The organism is Microbacterium profundi, assembly GCF_000763375.1.
In the GTDB taxonomy this organism is placed as follows: domain Bacteria; phylum Actinomycetota; class Actinomycetes; order Actinomycetales; family Microbacteriaceae; genus Microbacterium; species Microbacterium profundi.
The window spans coordinates 2,048,698-2,065,969 of sequence record NZ_JPSY01000001.1 but is presented as its reverse complement, the minus strand read 5'-3'; the positions used below and the strand labels follow the sequence as shown (position 1 = coordinate 2,065,969).

15 protein-coding genes and 1 pseudogene are annotated in these 17,272 nt (G+C 66.4%); 9 read left to right on the top strand and 7 right to left on the bottom strand.

Going from position 1 to position 17,272, the window contains the following annotated elements; translation table 11 throughout:
* Position 1: 1 nt before the first annotated feature.
* The 3 genes and pseudogenes from JF52_RS16955 to JF52_RS0109835 all read right to left on the bottom strand — a co-directional run.
* Positions 2–133: pseudogene (locus tag JF52_RS16955) on the bottom strand (transporter substrate-binding domain-containing protein); the annotation flags it as partial.
* A 40-nt stretch (positions 134–173) separates the two neighbouring features.
* A complete protein-coding gene (locus JF52_RS0109840; protein WP_033105988.1) occupies positions 174–569 on the bottom strand; it encodes a type II toxin-antitoxin system VapC family toxin in 396 nt (131 codons plus the stop codon).
* Between the two features lie 131 nt (positions 570–700).
* Complete coding sequence (locus JF52_RS0109835) at positions 701–1,735, bottom strand: NAD(P)H-dependent flavin oxidoreductase (RefSeq protein WP_033105987.1); 1,035 nt, start codon at positions 1,733–1,735, stop codon at positions 701–703.
* Positions 1,736–1,780: 45 nt separating this feature from the next.
* Between JF52_RS0109835 and JF52_RS0109830 the strand changes: the two genes are divergently transcribed.
* The gene (locus JF52_RS0109830; RefSeq protein ID WP_033106561.1) at positions 1,781–2,068 is read left to right on the top strand and encodes a DUF6412 domain-containing protein; all 288 of its coding nucleotides are present in this window, start codon (positions 1,781–1,783) and stop codon (positions 2,066–2,068) included.
* A gap of 89 nt (positions 2,069–2,157) precedes the next feature.
* Complete coding sequence (locus JF52_RS0109825) at positions 2,158–2,907, top strand: YidC/Oxa1 family membrane protein insertase (RefSeq protein WP_033105986.1); 750 nt, start codon at positions 2,158–2,160, stop codon at positions 2,905–2,907.
* On the opposite strand, the gene JF52_RS0109820 is transcribed toward JF52_RS0109825, so the two are convergent.
* The 4 genes from JF52_RS0109820 to JF52_RS0109805 form a co-directional block, all read right to left on the bottom strand.
* Positions 2,894–3,982 carry an alcohol dehydrogenase catalytic domain-containing protein gene (locus JF52_RS0109820; protein WP_052166871.1) on the bottom strand — a complete coding sequence of 363 codons (1,089 nt, stop codon included), beginning with the start codon at positions 3,980–3,982 and terminating at the stop codon, positions 2,894–2,896. The genes JF52_RS0109825 and JF52_RS0109820 overlap by 14 nt on opposite strands.
* A gap of 1 nt (position 3,983) precedes the next feature.
* Entirely contained in the window at positions 3,984–4,694 is a 711-nt protein-coding gene (locus tag JF52_RS0109815; protein ID WP_033105985.1) for a phosphonatase-like hydrolase, read from the bottom strand.
* Positions 4,691–5,851, bottom strand: a complete 1,161-nt coding sequence (locus JF52_RS0109810; RefSeq protein WP_033105984.1) for a TIGR03364 family FAD-dependent oxidoreductase — start codon at positions 5,849–5,851, stop codon at positions 4,691–4,693. Before JF52_RS0109810 ends, JF52_RS0109815 begins: the two co-directional genes overlap by 4 nt.
* Before the next feature lie 489 nt (positions 5,852–6,340).
* Entirely contained in the window at positions 6,341–7,483 is a 1,143-nt protein-coding gene (locus tag JF52_RS0109805; protein ID WP_033105983.1) for a sensor histidine kinase, read from the bottom strand.
* Between the two features lie 228 nt (positions 7,484–7,711).
* Here JF52_RS0109805 and JF52_RS0109800 point away from each other — a divergent pair, with 228 nt between their 5' ends.
* The 7 genes from JF52_RS0109800 (at position 7,712) to JF52_RS0109770 (ending at position 17,270) form a co-directional block, all read left to right on the top strand.
* On the top strand, positions 7,712–8,371 hold the full coding sequence (locus JF52_RS0109800; protein ID WP_033105982.1) for a response regulator: 660 nt from the start codon (positions 7,712–7,714) through the stop codon (positions 8,369–8,371).
* A gap of 53 nt (positions 8,372–8,424) precedes the next feature.
* Positions 8,425–9,720: a M18 family aminopeptidase gene (locus tag JF52_RS0109795; RefSeq protein ID WP_033105981.1), complete on the top strand. Its 1,296-nt coding sequence runs from the start codon at positions 8,425–8,427 to the stop codon at positions 9,718–9,720.
* Positions 9,721–9,876: 156 nt separating this feature from the next.
* Positions 9,877–11,535, top strand: a complete 1,659-nt coding sequence (locus tag JF52_RS0109790; RefSeq protein WP_033105980.1) for an HNH endonuclease signature motif containing protein — start codon at positions 9,877–9,879, stop codon at positions 11,533–11,535.
* A gap of 36 nt (positions 11,536–11,571) precedes the next feature.
* The gene (locus tag JF52_RS0109785; RefSeq protein WP_033105979.1) at positions 11,572–13,017 is read left to right on the top strand and encodes a purine-cytosine permease family protein; all 1,446 of its coding nucleotides are present in this window, start codon (positions 11,572–11,574) and stop codon (positions 13,015–13,017) included.
* A 5-nt stretch (positions 13,018–13,022) separates the two neighbouring features.
* Entirely contained in the window at positions 13,023–13,574 is a 552-nt protein-coding gene (locus JF52_RS0109780; protein ID WP_033106559.1) for a cysteine hydrolase family protein, read from the top strand.
* 85 nt (positions 13,575–13,659) lie between these two features.
* Positions 13,660–15,801 carry a choline BCCT transporter BetT gene (gene betT, locus JF52_RS0109775; RefSeq protein ID WP_200880983.1) on the top strand — a complete coding sequence of 714 codons (2,142 nt, stop codon included), beginning with the start codon at positions 13,660–13,662 and terminating at the stop codon, positions 15,799–15,801.
* Positions 15,798–17,270 (top strand): aldehyde dehydrogenase family protein, encoded by a 1,473-nt coding sequence (locus tag JF52_RS0109770; RefSeq protein WP_033105978.1) that lies wholly within the window; start codon positions 15,798–15,800, stop codon positions 17,268–17,270. Before betT ends, JF52_RS0109770 begins: the two co-directional genes overlap by 4 nt.
* Positions 17,271–17,272: the final 2 nt, after the last annotated feature.

Genomic DNA, 17,272 nt, shown 5'->3' with positions numbered 1-17,272 from the left:
CGAAGGTCGCCTTGCGCTCGTCGGTGATCGACATTCCCGCCATGACCGCGTCGACCTGGTTCGACTGCAGCGCCTGTACGGCGGCGTCGAACCCGAGCTGGCGGCGCGAACGTCGTGTCGGTGCCGATCGGATGTTACGACCGGACAGCCGCGGTCATCCAGCCCAGCCTCGGTCATCCACTCACAACGTCGACGGCCAACCCACGAGATGCCGCGGCAAGTCGCTTGTTGTTCGTCCAGAGCTGTTCGGCGCCCGCGAGCTGTGCCGCCGCGAGATGCAGCGAATCCGGACCCTTGAGCCCGAATCTGGCCCGGAGTTCGGCTGCTTCAACGAACACGGACAGGTCCAGGTCGATGTGCACCATCCGGTCATAGACATCCGAGAACCGCTTTCGCATCTCGGCATCTCCGTCGCGCATCGGTTTCACCAGGCATTCATGCAGCACCAGAGGGCTCGCCACGAGCACCTCGCCGACGCCCCTCAGCCGTGCGCGAGTGCGATCCCCGCGTGCACCTTGGTCTTCCAGTGCATAGATGAGAATGCAGCTGTCGGGATAGATCAATCCCATGACTCCCGCGCTTGTCGAATCTGCTCTTCGATCTCTTCGGACGAACGCACCAGCCGCGCGGGCAGCGGGTGCGCATCGAGCCATTCGGCGAGCGTGGCCCCGGTCAACGGCATGTCGACAGGAGCAACCGATCACAGCCCCGCAACCAGCTCATCGAACACAGCGGTCGCGTCGTCCAGCCGGGCGAGCGGAGCGGCCTGCCCGAGCCACAGCGACTGCAACTCGCCGAGGTTCTGCTCCCCCGCCGCGGCGCGGAACTTCCCGGTCAGCCAGTTCTGCATGGGGAAGGGCGCGATCGTACCGCTCGCCTCGATCGCCCGCACAGCACGGTTGCGTGCACCACGGGCCAGACGGCCGCTCATCGCCCTGGTCAGCACGCTCTCACCAGCCGCCGTCTGGTTGATCGCCGCCCGGTGCGCGTCGGTCGCCGCGGACTGCGTCGTCCGGAGGAACGCCGTGCCGACCTGCACGCCCTGGGCGCCGAGTGCGAACGCCGCCGCGACCCCTCGGCGATCGGCGATGCCTCCTGCCGCGATCACCGGCACCGAGACGGCATCCGCCACCTGAGGCACGAGGGCGAACGTACCGACCAATGAGTCGGCAGCCGGCCGGAGGAACGAGACGCGGTGGCCGGCCGCCTCCGACCCCGACGCGATGATCGCATCGACTCCGGCGGCGTCCAGCGCGACGGCTTCCTCGACGGTCGTCGCGGTGCCGACGACGCGGATGCCGCGGCGATGAGCCTCTTCGACGATCTCGGCCGACGGCACCCCGAAAACGACGCTGAGCACGGCGGGGGCCGCATCCCAGATCGCTCCGAGCTGCTCATCGAGAGACGGCAGATAGCGCTCAGGACGTGCGGGAACGTCGACGCCCACGGCTTCGTAGAACGGCTCGAGCGCCTGCGCGAACACCGTGTGCTGCGGACCGGGTTCGACCTCGTCACCCATGGGGAGCCAGATGTTGAGGGCGAACGGCCGATCCGTCGCCTCGCGCAGCGCCGCCGCCGTCGATCGGATCCGCTCGCCGTCGTATCCATAGAGCCCATAGGCACCGAGACCGCCCGCAGCGCTCACGGCGGCGGTCAGCGAGATCGATGACAACCCACCGAAAGCTCCCAGAAGGATCGGATGCCGCACGCCGAGGATCTCACGCAGTTCACTCATGCCATCGAGGCTACGCTTCAGCAGCCCGCTGATATCCTCGATGACATGACGGACTGGATCGAGCAGCTCATGCAGCTCGTGCTGTCCGCCCTCGGGTTCGCAGGCATGCCCGATCTCGCGTCGCTGGATCTCGCGGCCCTCAGCCTCGCCGTCGCCCTGCTCGCCGTCGCGACGCTCGTCGTCGCCATCACCCTCGGCGTACTGCAGACCGGGGAGGGCTCGGCCCCTCATCCGCTACGCGCCATCGGCCGTTCCGTGCTGCTGTCTCAGAACGATCCGGATGCCGCAGGTCATCCCCGTCCCAGGGCCCCGGGAGTCGTGCGCGCCGTGTGACCGTCCGTTCGTGACGGGAACGCGGCGCATCTCTTGATGCATGCGCCGCAGGCGCAGCCGACATTCCCGCACACTCTGAACGGACCCTCTTGGACATCTATGCCTTTCCGCCGATCGCGGCGATCCTCGACGCCGCATACAGCGTCCTCACCGGCCTGGCCGATCTGCTCGCACCGTTCGCCGGCGCGGCGGCGGCTGCGGCCGCCGTCATTCTCATCACCCTCCTCATCCGCGCACTGCTCATCCCCGTCGGCATCTCTCAGGCCAGGGCCGAGCAGACCCGCGCCCGGCTCGCGCCGAAGCTGCGCGAGATCCAGAAGCGCCACAAGAAGAACCCCGAGCGTCTGCAGCGCGAGACCATGCAGCTGTACAAGGACGAGAACACCTCGCCGCTCGCCGGGTGCCTGCCGGTGCTGCTGCAGGCGCCGGTGATCGGCATCCTCTACACGCTGTTCCTGCGCACCGATATCGCAGGCCACGCCAATGATCTGCTGGCGCATGAACTGTTCGGCGCGTCACTCGGCACGAGCCTCGTGGGCATGCTGGCGACCGGCCCGTTCTCGCTACCGACGCTCCTCGTGTACGGCGCCCTGATCGCGATCATGATCGTCGTGGCCGAGATCACCCGCCGCGTGTTCCAGCCGGTCCCCGTCGACGACTCTCCGCTGTCATCGCCCGGGATGCTGCGCATGATGAGTGCGCTGCACTATCTCACTGCGGCGTTCGCCGTGTTCGTGCCGTTGGCTGCGGGACTCTACCTCACCGTCACGGTGGCGTGGACGCTCGTGCAGCGGGTGATCCTGCGCCGCCTGTACCCGCTGCCGGTCAACGCGGGTTGAGCGCCACGCGCAGCGGCGCGCCCGGTGCCGCCGCTGCGGCGAGCGCGGCATCCACGTCATCGAGCTGGTGCACGGCGCCGACCACGTCCGCGAACGGATAGGCGCGTCCTCGCCCGGCGAGGAATCCGACCGCCGACGCGAGCTCGGCACCGGTGTAGTTGTGCACGCCGGTCACCGTGAGCAGCCGCCGCACAAGGCTCTCGGCTTCCAGCGGAACCGGATCGGCGGGGAACACGCTGCCCACCAGCACGACGGCTCCGCCGACGTCCGCCGCCGCGATCGCGTCGGCGACGGCATGACCGGATGCTTCGATCACGATGTCCGCCGGCTCTGTCGCCTTCACAGCCGATGCGGCGCCGAATCGCTCCGCGAACGCCCGCCTGGACGGGGACGGGTCCACGATGGTGACATCGGCTCCGTCGTCGGCGGCGATGGCCGCCGCGGAGAGTCCGACGAGCCCCGCGCCGTAGACGAGCACCCTCATGCCCTCGAGGCTGCGCCCGGCCGCACCTCGGACGACGGCGGCCCACGCTGTGGCCGTGGCGCACGAGGCCGGCGCCAGCACAGCGGCCGGAAGCGCCTCAGGCACGCGCACGATCGTGGTTCCCGTGCGCAGGTGCACATGGCTCGCGAAGCCGCCGGTCAGCTCCCAACGCGGGCCGATCCGCTCGTGACCGTACTTCACCAACGTGCGACACTTCTGCGTCAGTCCCGCCGTGCACCGATCGCAGGTGCCGCACGACACCGTCACCGACCACACCGCGCGGTCGCCGATGCGCAGAGCCGCGCCATCCGCCGCCGTCGCACCGCCTTCGCCGATCGCGATCACCCGGCCGACGCTCTCGTGACCGAGCACCAGCGGCGCCGGCGCCGACCTATGGCCCTGGACGGTGTGCACATCGGAGCCGCAGATGGTCGACAGCTCGACGGCGATCAGCACGTCGCCGTGCCCGAGGCCTACGCCCGGCACCGCGACGGTCTCATGCTCCTGGCCGACGCCGAGCCAGACCTTCGCCGTCGCCGCGGGTCTCAGCGTCACGTCCTGCCGTTCATCGTGCGGCAGCAGCGTGCGCATGTCAGGAGGTCCGCGCGAGGGCGGTGCCGAGAAGTGCGCGCTCGTGAAGCGTCGGCAGCAGCGCGGTGACGTCGTCGAGCACAGCATCCGCTCCGGCGCGCTCCAGCGTCGCGCGAGCATGCGCACCGCTGAGAACGCCGGCGACGAAGCCGGCGCCGGCACGGCGGCCGGACTGCACATCGCTGCTGGTGTCGCCGATGACCGCCACGGCGGTGACGGCGGACGCCTGCGTGCGCAGCAACGCGGTGAGCACGAGGTCCGGTGCCGGACGGCCGCGACCAGCGTCGACCGGCGACAGAGCGATGTCGATCAGTCCGCGCCAGCCGAGTCCGTCGATCAGCGCGTCGCGCGTGACCGGAGCGAAGCCCGTCGTCAGTGCGACCTTGAGGCCCGCATCGCGCATCTGCGCGATCGCCTCGGCCGCGCCGGGGATCTCCGCCACGCCCTGCTCGGCGACGATCTCGGAGTACGCGCCCTCGAACGCCGCGGTGGCCGCGGTGGCTGCGACGACATCGCCACCGGACAGGTGCGTGAAGACGTCGATCTTCGACATGCCCATGGTGTCGCGGACGTACTGCAGGGCATCCGCCCACGGCATCCGCTCGGCGACGCCGGTGCGCTCGGCCGCGCGCTGGAACGCCTGCTCCACCACACCGTCGTCGAGCACGGTCGTTCCAGCCATGTCGAGGACGACGAGTTCGATAGCGGTCATGGGGTTCCTCCTTGTACGGGCAGCGGTGCCCGGTCGAATGCAGTGTCAAGAGTGCGTTCCGCGAGGCCGAGCCCGGTCGTCATCCCGATCCCCGTGGTGGCGGCGACCACGTGGAGCCCGGTTTCCGGCTCTTCGATGAGGAACTCGGTTGCGGCGGATGCGTAGACACCCTGCCAGCGCTCCAGGACCCGGAATTCGTCGACGTCGAACAGCGCCGACACCTCATCGAGGAACGCGTCGAAGGCGGCCTCGGGCTGGAAGGGTGCGGGCTGAATCGCCTTGGCATGCGAGTCGCCCAGGATGAGCGAGCCGTCTGGCAGCTGCGTGTACATCTGGTTGAGATCGAGAGCGGCGAGCTCCGGGCGTTCGGCGTGCAGCCGCTCTCGAAGCGTCGTGGTCTCCGGGAAGGCGGCGAAACGCCCGTAACGCAGCAGCGACCAGGCGGTCAGCAGCGGGGCGTCGAGGGTGCGCGGCAGAGGAGCCGTGACGCGCATCATGTCGAGCGCGCAGCGGACGACGCCCGCGCTCTCGGCCAGATCGGGCAGCAACTGGTCGATGTCGTGACCGGTGGCGACGACGACGAGGCCGGCGTCGATCGCGCCGCGCGTGGTCTGCACACGACCGGATGCCACCGCGGTGGCCGCGGTGCGGAATCGGAACTCGACACCAAGGGATGCGAGGTGGCGGACGATCGCCCCGGCGGCCTCGCGCGGGTCGGTCTGCAGATCGGGCGCGATGAGTGCGCCGCCGATCACGGCGTCGCGGCGCAGGGGTGCTCGCAGGCGCAGCTCGTCTGCGTCCAGCATCCGGATGTCGGCGTCCTGCCCGGATGCGGCTCTTTCCAGGACCGCGAGCTCGTCCGCCTGTCGTGCGGCGACCAGCGTGCCCGATTCGCGCAGCCAGAACCCGGCGTCCGTCGCGAGACGAAGCCAGATGTCGCGCGACGCGTCGGCGAACTCGCGGGCGAGCCCCGACTGCGCCCCGATGCAGATGTGACCGAAGTTGCGGATCGTGGCGCCGACCGGCGCATCGGTGCGATCGAGGACGATCACGCTGAGGCCCCGGCGGATGCCCGCGTACGCGGCACCGAGACCGAGAATGCCAGAGCCCACGACGACGAGGTCGGCAGCTTCGGAGGCCACGGGATGACGCGTCATGATGGCCTTTCCGGGTGTGGGGATCGGATCCACTGTGACACCCGCAAAACACACATGACGGCCGAAAGTGTCAACGTTCGACGCGCGTTCACCACCCCGACTCCCGGGTTAACGTTTGGGTTAACGTCAGGCAAACTCGCTCGCTGGGACCAGCAACGACGTCCTGGTCTGAGTGAATGCAACGCGATCGTGGCGATGCGACAGATGGGCGAGCTTAAATCGCGTCTGAGAGGAACGAGTATCGCTGGCGGCCATAGGCAACACGAGCGACACAGAAGATCAGCGACCGCGAGCGCGACAGCTTTTAACACCAGAATCGCGCTCGCGATCAAGCGCTGGGGACGCTTCTTCAGCCCAGGCGCTGGGGACGCCTACTTTGGGTGTTTCCCAACCTACCGAGACCCTTACCGCGCGAGAACGCCCAAAGGTCGAAAGAGTATTGGACTTTCGTCCAGACTCTGACCGGAGAGCAAGTGCAACCTTCGCTTTTCAACCGATCGGCAACGAGGCCGACACGATCCACTGGCCGTCGACAGCGCCGGCGTCGAATTCGCCGCTTGCACCGACGACACGCTCCGCCATCCTGTTCACTCCGGTACTACTGGAAGGAAGATCTCGCCTTGGAGTCGCCGGTAGCGGGCTGCTGATCGCCAGCGTCAGCGCCTCGTCGTCAACATCGAGTCTTATGCTTACGTCGCCGGGCCCCGCATGCTTCAAGATGTTCGTCGCCGATTCGCGAATGATGCGCGCGAGGATGATCTCACCGGCACGGTGAATGCGCTCGTCGCGTGGGTCTCCTTGGCAGATCACCTGATGGCCCGCGGCCTCGATCTCGCCGCGCGCCTCATCGATGGCCGTGGCGAGGTCGCCCGAGTGCACAGCAGACGAGCGCGGTCCGTCGTCTGCGAGCTCGATCACGAAACGCAGATCTGTCATCGCCGTCTTCGCAGCGACACGAATCGCCTCCTGCGAGTCACGGCTGCGTTCGGCATCGTCGAGCATCTGAACATGCAGGGCGACGACGGTGAGGTGGTGCGCGATGCTGTCATGCAATTCGCCGGCGATCCAACGGCGTTCGGCGAGGACCGCTTCGCGCTCGTGTTCTGCGCGCTCCGCGAGCTCCTGCTCCAGCCTTCGCCCCTTGTCCAGGGCGATTCGGAGAGCGAAACCGATCGCTCCCGCCACTATCGCGATGATCAGGTAGATGCCGACGTTGACCAGGACGTTCGTATCGCCGTACGCGACGATCGCGGTCGCCACCAGGAAGGCACCGATGTAGGACAGGATCAGCGCGGTTCGGCCCAACCGCATGACGAGTCCTACCGCCACAGCGGCAGCAAAGATCGACTCGGACTCCGTACCCGCGATGAACGACAGCGCGAACACGATTCCGAGCGAGATTGTGGCCACCCATGGCGACCAGAGATACAACGCGAACACGGTTGTGGTCGCGATGCTGAGAAGAGATTGAGAGAGGCCGGGCCCGTAGGAGAAGATGATGCCGGAGACGTCGACAGCGATGACGCCGCCGATGACCACGAGCATGACGACACGCTCGAGAACGCTCAGTGCTCCGACTCGCGTCAGCCGAGGAAAGCCAGAGCCATCCGGGAACCAACGACCGAAAGCCATAGTTCCAGTATCCCCTATTCGCCAGATGCGCTAGCCTTAGAGACCGAAAGCCTTTGCAAGCATTTGCCAGAAAGTCATAGTATTCACCACCAAGATTGGGTCTTACGTCGAATGTCTAGACCCATCTTCTCGGTGAACAAGCCGCAGCACATCTGACTACTGGACAGTCTTTTTTGGCCAAAGGTCTAAGACAACCGCGACAACCCTCCTGGCGGTTAGGCTTCTCCCATGCCGGAAATCCGTGTTCTCATCGTCGATGACGATCCGCTGGTGCGCTCAGCGCTCTCGCACTTCGTGTCGCGCGACGCAGAGATCGAGGTCATCGGCGAAGCCGAATCCGGTCTCGAAGCGATCGCCTTCGTGGAGCAGGACATGCCGGACGTGATCATGATGGACGTGCAGATGCCGGAGATGAACGGCATCGAGGCGACCGCAGCCATCGCACAGCGCTGGCCGGACATCCGCATACTGGCCGTGACCACCCTCGAAGGAAGTGACACCGTACTGCCGATGCTGAGCGCCGGCGCCTCCGGATACATGCTCAAGGACTCCAGCGCCGCGAGCATCGTCGCTGCGGTCCGGGAGGTGCACAACGGTGCCAGTTCCCTCTCACCACGGATCGCGTCCATGCTCATCGAACACGTTCGCGCGACCGAATCCGTTGGGTCCGACCAGGCCGAGCCTCTCGTCCCGCTCACCGAGCGCGAGACAGAGGTGCTGCAACGCCTCGCAGAGGGCATGTCGAACGCGGAGATCGCGCGCGCACTGATAGTTTCCGAAGGCACTGTGAAGGCACATCTCGGCAGCATCATGTCCAAGTGGCATGTCCGCGATCGGGTGCAGATCATCGTCGCCGCCGCGCATGCCGGGCTGGTCGCCTTCCGCTGACCTCTTCCTTCGCGCGGCTAGGATCAAAGGGCCCCGCAAGCAGAAAGCTCCTCATGCCCGCCACTCCGGTCGCTCTGACCCACGCCGAGGATCTCGCCGACTTCGTCGCAGCCTCTCCCTCCAGCTACCACGCCGCGGAAGAGGTCGCACGGCGGCTGGAATCGGTCGGATTCGCGCGCCTGGATGAGGGCGACGCGTGGCCGACGCAGGCCGGCGGCCGTTTCGTCGTCGTACGCGACGGCGCAGCGATCGCATGGGTCGTCCCCACAGGTGCAGCCCCCACCACCCCGGCGCAGATCTTCGGCGCGCACACCGACTCCCCCGGGTTCAAACTCAAGCCTCAGCCGACGACCGGCTCTCGTGGCTGGCTGCAGGCCGGTGTCGAGATCTACGGCGGACCGCTGCTGAACTCCTGGCTCGACCGCGAGCTGCGCCTGGCCGGGCGACTCGCACTCGCCGACGGCCGCGTCGTGCTCGCCGACACCGGCCCGCTGCTGCGGCTGCCGCAGCTCGCCGTGCATCTGGACCGCGGAGTCAACAACGGCCTGGCGCTCGACAAGCAGAACGAGACGCAGCCCGTGTGGGGACTCGGCGACCCGAGCGAAGAAGACCTGCTCGGCGAACTGGCCGCTTCGGCCGGGGTGAACGCCGCCGACATCCGCGGGTTCGACGCCGTCGTCGCCGACTCCGCGCGCGGAGCCGTGTTCGGCAAGGACAAGGCGTTCTTCGCGAGCGGACGGCTGGATGACCTCGCGTCGGTGCACGCCGGCGTCGTGGCGCTCGCCAGCGCTTCGATGGGCTCGGCGGCCGGAGAGCCCCGCGGCATCGCCGTGCTCGCCGCATTCGACCATGAAGAGCTCGGTTCCGCCTCCCGCTCGGGCGCCGCAGGGCCGTTCCTCGAGGACATCCTCGCGCGCATCTACGCCGGACTCGGCGCCGATGCCACCGAACAGCGCCGCGCGCTCACGGCATCCTGGCACCTCTCCAGCGATGTCGGACACTCGGTGCACCCGAACTACGCGCAGAAGCACGACCCCGTCGTGCAGCCTCTGCTCGGGTCGGGACCGATCCTGAAGATCAACGCCAACCAGCGCTATGCGACGGACGCCATCGGCTCAGCCGCCTGGGCTGGATGGTGCGAGAGCGCCGGCATCGCATCCCAGGAGTTCGTCTCCAACAACGCTGTGCCGTGCGGCTCGACGATCGGCCCGATCACGGCCACCCGTCTCGGCATCCGCACCGTCGACGTCGGCATCCCGATCCTCTCCATGCATTCCGCGCGCGAGCTCGCCGGGGTCGCCGACCTCGAAGCCTTGACACAGGTTGCGACGGCGTTCTTCGCGGCCTGAGCCACCAGGCACCAGGCCAGACCTTCGCCCTCACGGCTCCTCTGTGACGTCCCGACTATTCCTCCACAGATGGATGATTATGGGTGGTTGTCCACAGGTTGTGAATAGTGCCTGATCTGGGGTTTGAATGTCGGTGGCCCTGGGTTGAATGGGGGTATGACATCCCTGGTTCAGGAGTTGGAGAGCATCGATCGGTTGTTGGCCGATGCGATGGGTTCCTCCTGCGCGGGTGACGGTGCGGATGGCGGAGTACGCTTCGCGAACGACTCCGAACTGTTGGATGTGGTACAGGTGTTGGGGCGGGTGCAGCGCCGCCTGGATGGGGCGATCGTCGCGGTCACGGACCAGGTCGTGGGGCGGGATCAGGTTGAGCGGGATGCCCGGTTCTCGACCCGGGCGGGATGCCGGGATGCCGCCGAGTTGCTGCGGCGCACGCTGCTTGTGGACGGGCCTGCCGCACGAAGGTATGTGACCGCAGCCGGAGCGGTGCGCCGAGAGACGGACATCACCTCGGGGACACTATTGCCGGGAAAGTTCCCAGAACTGGCGGCGGCGTTGGCAGACGGATACCTGTCGGTGGGCGGGTTTTTGGCGTGCACGGTCCCGTTGCAGAAAGCGACCCGGATCGGTGTGACCGATCGCCTGGCGGCCGATGCCGTGCTGGCACGGTTCGCGTCCGGGCTGCCGTTGGACGGTCCGGATCATGACCTGAGCGATGAGAGCTCTGGGCGGGGGCCGTTGCCGACGACGGATGAGCTCGCCGCTCTGGCCGCGCATATTGTGGCCCGGTTGGATCCGGATGGTGCGGAGCCGTCGGATCGTGCGGGTAAGCGCCGGAGGCATTTCACGATCGGGAAGCTCCGCGACGGGTCCGTCCCGGTGCGCGGTGAGTTGCTGCCCGAGGTCGCCGCACAGTTGCAGAAACTCATCGACAGTCTGATGAACCCGAAAGCCGAAGACAAAGCACGCGGCGGAAGCAGCACGGTGCGATTCCGGCCCTCCGACGACACCGGCGACGGCGAACCTGAAGGCGACGGCGACGGGGAGGGTCTCAGCGATGCGGACTTTGATGCGAAGTACTCCTCCAGCAGCACCGAGTACGGTGCGCCGGTGGATTCGGATCGTGCGGACGGGCTCGAATCCCACAAGGTAGCCGCGCCGCCCGAGGACGCCGCGGACCTACGCACGCATGCCCAGAAACGTCACGACGCGTTCGCGACCGCACTGATGGTCGCTGCGGCGTCCGGGGGTATGCCCACGTTGGGTGGTGCCGCGCCGACGCTGGTCGTGTCCGTCACCGCGGAAGACTTCACCACCCGCACCGGGCGGGCCAGGGTCGAAGGCGCCGGATACGACGTGCCCCTCGGCGCCGCCGACCACGCCGCCTGCGCGGGCGGGGTGCAACGGGTGCTGTTCGATGAGAAAGGCGCGATCATCGCGATCGGGACCAGTGCGCGCCTGTTCACCGCGGTCCAACGCCGGGCGATCGTGCTCCGTGATCGCGAATGTCTCATCCCGGGCTGTGATGTGCCCGCAGAATGGTGCGAAATCCATCACGTCGATGAACACGCCCGTGGTGGGCCGACACATACGTCCAACGGGGTGCCGTTGTGTTGGCATCATCACCGCACCCTCGACGAAGGCATCTGGCACATCCGCATCCGAAACGGCAGACCCGAGATCCGAGGCCCAGGCTGGTGGGACCCCTACGCCAAATGGCGAGACCCACACCTCGACTACAAAGCCGTCGATGAAGCACTCAACAGCGAACGCGAGCGAGAGCGAGCGGACGAACCCTCCTGGAACACCTGGTAGCGCCCCTCACGGGCCGCTCGGTGCCAATATAGGGGCATGTCAGAGAAGATTGCGACAGCGCCGGGATTGATCGAGCGCGCCGGCATCGAGATCATCCCCGAGTCCGAACGCACGGCGAAACCGCGCGACCTGTTCTGGCCGTGGTTCGCGGCGAACGTGTCGGTGTTCGGCATGTCGTACGGGTCGTTCCTGCTCGGGTTCGGCATCTCGTTGTGGCAGGCCACCCTGGTGTCCATCATCGGCATCGTCGTATCGTTCGCGCTGTGCGGTCTGATCGCGGTCGCCGGCAAGCGTGGCTCCGCACCGACCATGGTGCTGTCGCGTGCGGCCTTCGGCGTGCAGGGCCAGAAACTTCCCGGCATCGTCTCGTGGCTCACCTCGATCGGCTGGGAGACGTCGCTCGCGATCACCGCCGTGCTCGCCACGGGGACGATCCTGAGCGAACTCGGCTGGACGACCGGCGATGACACCGCGGTGAAGATCATCGCGACGATCGTCGTCGCGGCACTCATCGTCGGAGCATCCGTGCTCGGTTACCACACGATCATGAAGCTGCAGTCCGTGCTCACCTGGCTCACCGGTGCGATGACGGTGCTGTTCCTGATCCTCACATTCCAGCACATCGACTGGGGCACGGCGTTCTCCCGACCAGACGGCACTGTTGCTCAGACGATCGGCGCGCTGGTCATGGTGATGACCGGATTCGGGCTCGGCTGGATCAACATCGCCGCCGACTGGTCGCGCTATCAGAAGCGAACGGCATCCGACGGGGCGATCATCGGGTGGAATACGATCGGCGGCTCTGTGGCCCCGATCATCCTGGTCTTCTTCGGACTGCTCCTCGCCGGTTCCGATGAAACTCTGCTGGACGCTGTCGGCTCAGACCCGATCGGCGCGCTCGCCGTGCTGCTGCCCGCGTGGGCGCTGTTCCCGTTCCTCATCGTCGCCATCCTCACCCTGGTGTCAGGCGCTGTCCTCGGCATCTACTCCTCCGGTCTGACGCTGCTGAGCCTCGGCATCCGCATCCCGCGCCCCGCAGCAGCAGGAGTCGACGGCGTCATCCTCACGGCCGGCACGATCTTCGTCGTCTTCTTCGCGACGAGCTTCATCGGACCGTTCCAGTCGTTCCTCATCACCCTCGGCGTACCGATGGCGTCGTGGGCGGGCATCCTCATCGCCGACATCCTGCGCCGCCGGAAGGACTACGACGACGAAGCGCTATTCGACTCGTCTGGTCGCTACGGCGCGTACGACTGGACGTCGATCATCACGATGGTCGTGGCGACAGTGATCGGATGGGGCTTCGTCATGAACCAGATCCCCGACACCCCATGGAACGACTGGCAGGGGTACTTCCTCGACATGTTCGGCTGGCGCGAAGACTGGGGCTATGCGAACCTCGGCGTGCTGTTCGCACTGATCCTGTCGTTCCTCGTGGCCTGGTTCGCGCGGGCCGCGAAGATCCAGCGGCAGGAAGCATGAACGCGATGGCCGAAAAGTGGCTCGTCGTCATCGATCCGCAGAACATCTTCGCCTCGCCCGACTCGGCCTGGGGGTCGCCGTTCTTCGCGGAGACGATGCCGCGCATCCGCGCGCTGGCGGATGCCTTCGGCGAGCGCGTGCTCGTCACCAGATGGATGCCGACGGCCGACCGCTCCACCTCATGGGGTGAGTACTTCGCCGCGTGGCCGTTCGCCGATCAGCCGCCGACCGATCCGTTGTTCGACCTGGTTGCGGATGCTGCCGGTCTCTCGAGCCGGCCCACCCTCGACCTGCCGACCTTCGGAAAATGGGGCGCAGAGATCGAGCAGATCGTCGGACACGGAGCATCCATCGTGCTCGCCGGCGTCTCGACCGACTGCTGCGTGATCTCGACGGCGCTGGCCGCGGCGGACGCCGGTGCTCGTGTCACCCTCGCGGCCGACGCCTGTGCAGGGTCATCGGCCGAGAATCACGCCGCGGCGATCACGGTGATGGGCCTGTATCCACCTCAGATCACGATGTCGACGACGGCCGAAGTGCTCGCCGGCCTCTCCTGAACGGTTTCTCCGGTCTTTGCTATCGTCAGTGCAGCACGTGACTGACGACGCCTTTGACTGAGCGATTCCTAACGAAACTGAAGTGATGCCTGAAGATACCTCGCCGCCCCTGCCCGTGATCAAGCGAAGCACTGTTCCACCACCTCGTTGGCCAGTGCTGATCGGCTCGGCGGCTGCGATTCTGGCCATCGCGCTGTGGGCGATCTTCGCTCCGGTTCAGGCCGGTGAAGTGATCGGCGTCATGGTCGGCTGGATCGCGACGAACTTCGGCTGGTACTTCGTCCTCACCGCAGCGATCGTGGTGGTGTTCGTGCTGATTCTGGCGTTCTCCTCTGTGGGGCGCACCAAGCTCGGCCCCGATCACTCCAAGCCGCAATTCAGCATGTTCACGTGGGCCTCGATGCTGTTCGCTGCCGGCATCGGCATCGACCTGATGTTCTTCGCCGTCTCAGAACCTGCTGCGCAGTACATGAATCCGCCGACGGGCGAAGGCGAGACCATTGCCGCCGCACGACAGGCGATCGTGTGGACGTTCTTCCATTACGGTCCGGTCGGCTGGGCGATGTATGCGCTGATGGGCGCGGCATTCGCTTACTTCGCCTACCGTCTCAACAAGCCGCTGACGATCCGGTCGGTGCTCTCTCCGATCTTCGGAAGGTTCACCAACGGCTGGGTCGGTCACAGCGTCGACATCTTCACTGTGCTCGGCACCGTCTTCGGTATCGCGACCACGCTCGGTATCGGCGTCGTGCAGCTCAGCTACGGAATGCACGTGCTGTTCGGAACTCCGGATGGCGTCTCGATGCAGATCGCACTGATCGTTCTCGCCGTGGCGATGGCGACGATCTCGACCGTATCCGGTGTGGAGAAAGGCATTCGCCGTCTCTCCGAGGCCAACGTCATCCTCGCGATCATCCTGCTGCTGTGGATCACCATCACCGGACAGACCCGGCGCATCCTCGATGGTCTCGTCATGAACGTCGGCGACTTCTTCGCCACGTTCCCGAGTCTGCTCATGGAGACGTTCGCGTGGGAGCGTCCTGATGCCTGGATGCAGGGGTGGACGCTGTTCTTCTGGGCATGGTGGGTCGCCTGGGCACCGTTCGTCGGGCTCTTCCTGGCGCGGATCTCGCGTGGCCGCACCCTCCGACAGTTCATCGTCGGCGTGCTCTTGATTCCCTTTGCGTTCATCGCGATCTTCGTCTCGATCTTCGGCAACTCCGCTCTCGAGATCATCCTCGGCGGCGATACAGCATTCGCCGAATCAGCAGTCAACACCCCGGAACGGGCATTCTTCGATCTGTTGCAGCAGTATCCAGCAGCCCCCATAGTGCTCGCAGTCGCGCTCCTGACCGGCCTGCTCTTCTACGTGACTTCCGCCGACTCCGGCGCCCTTGTGCTGGCGAATCTGACATCGAAGATGGAAGACCCCAGGCAGGACGCCGGCAAGCTGCTGCGCGTGTTCTGGGCGCTCGCCACCGGACTCCTGACCCTCGGCATGCTGCTGGTCGGCGGGGTTCCGACATTGCAGGCGGCGACGCTGATCATCGGCCTGCCGGTCTCACTGCTGCTGTATCTGGTGATGATCTCGCTTTACCGATCGCTCGGAGCAGAGAAGCAGCGCCGTGCCGGCTACCTCGCGACGATTCCAGGCCGCTTCGGCCCGACGCAGACGAACTGGCGTCAGAGGTTGCGCCGCTCGACCGTCTATCCGACGCGTTCGCAGGTGATCACCTACCTCGGCGACGTGGCGGCTCCGGCGCTGGAGGACGTGAAGGAGGAGTTGTGCGCGGCAGGAGTCGACGCCGTCATCGAGACCATCGACATCGACGGACTCGACATGCCCTCGCTGATACTCACTGTTCACTTCAACGAGGGTGAGGACTTCACGTACCAGCTCTATCCGGTCGCGCACGAGTTGCCCTCCTACGCCTATCTGAGCGTGAGCGGCGCCGGGCACTACTTCCGCCTCGAAGTGTTCTCGGCCATCGGATCGCGTGGGTACGACGTCTACGGTTACACCACCGACCAACTGATCACCGACGTGCTGAGCAGCTACGAGTCGCACCTGGAGTATCTGCGCCTCACCGCCGATGTGTCCGAGTCCGTCTTCACCGAGGCGCTGCCGGTGATCACCGATTGGCAGGACGATTTCCTTGATCCTGCGTCCAGCGGCGACGCCGCCGCTGACGGCACCGAAGAGACCACAGTGAAGGAGACACCATGACCGCCACACTCTTCATCGACGGCATCTGGACCTCGGCGATCGAGGGGGGAACCAGGGAGATCCGCTGTCCTGCCGATGGCTCGTTCGTCGCGGTCGTCGACGAGGCCACCGCAGCCGACGCGATCGCTGCCATCCAGGCCGCGCGTCGTGCATTCGACAGCGGCGTGTGGAGTGCGAAACCGGCTGCCGAGCGCGGCGACTTCGTGCTGCGCGTCGCCGCACGGCTGCGCGAGCGCAAAGAGGAGTTCGCCCGTGCTGAGGCACTCGACACCGGCAAGCGCATGGTCGAAGCGCGCATCGACATGGATGACATCGCCGCCTGCTTCGACTACTTCGGAAAGCTGGCCGCGCAGGATGCCGGTCGCATCGTGGATGCCGGCAACGCCGACGTCCTCAGCCGCATCGAGTACGAGCCGGTCGGCGTCTGCGCGCTGATAACACCGTGGAACTACCCGTTGCTGCAGGCCGCCTGGAAGATCGCGCCGGCGCTGGCTGCGGGCAACACCTTCGTGCTGAAGCCCGCCGAGCTGACGCCGCACACCGCGATTCTGATGATGGACGTGCTCGACGAACTGGGCCTCCCTGCGGGGGTCGCCAACCTCGTGCTCGGCGCGGGCGCCACAGCCGGTGGCCCACTGTCGACGCATGAGGATGTGGACATGGTCTCGTTCACCGGCGGCCTGGTCACAGGCAGGTTGCTCGCCGCGAACGCTGCAGCCACCGTGAAGAAGGTCGCGCTGGAACTCGGCGGGAAGAACCCCAATGTGATCTTCGCTGACGCCGACTTCGATGCCGCCGTCGACAATGCGCTGAATGCGGCGTTCCTGCACTCCGGGCAGGTCTGCTCCGCTGGGGCGAGGCTGATCGTGGAAGAGTCGATCGCTGAACGCTTCGTCGACGAACTGGTGCGACGTGCAGAGGGCATCCGCCTCGGAGGACCGTTCGATGAAAGCGCAGAGAGCGGGCCGCTCATCTCCGCCGCACATCGTGAGAAGGTCGACGCATACGTGCAGGCCGGCGTCGCAGAGGGCGCACGACTGCGCACCGGCGGAAAAGCGCCCGAGGGCGATCTGGAGGACGGCTTCTACTACCTGCCGACGATCCTCGACCAGGTGCAGCGCGGGATGTCCGTCGTGCGCGATGAGGCCTTCGGTCCGGTTGTGACGGTGGAGACGTTCTCCACCGAGGATGAGGCCATCGAGATCGCGAATGACACGATCTATGGTCTTGCCGGCGCTGTGTGGTCGCAGGATGCCGGTCGCGCTCAGCGCATCGCAAGGCGTCTGCGCCACGGCACGATCTGGGTCAACGACTACCACCCCTATCTCCCGCAGGCCGAGTGGGGTGGGTTCAAACAGTCCGGCTTCGGACGAGAGCTCGGTCCGACCGGACTCGCCGAATATCAGGAGGCCAAGCACATCTACCAGAACCTCACCCCCGCGGTGACCGGCTGGTTCGCCGAGCACTGATC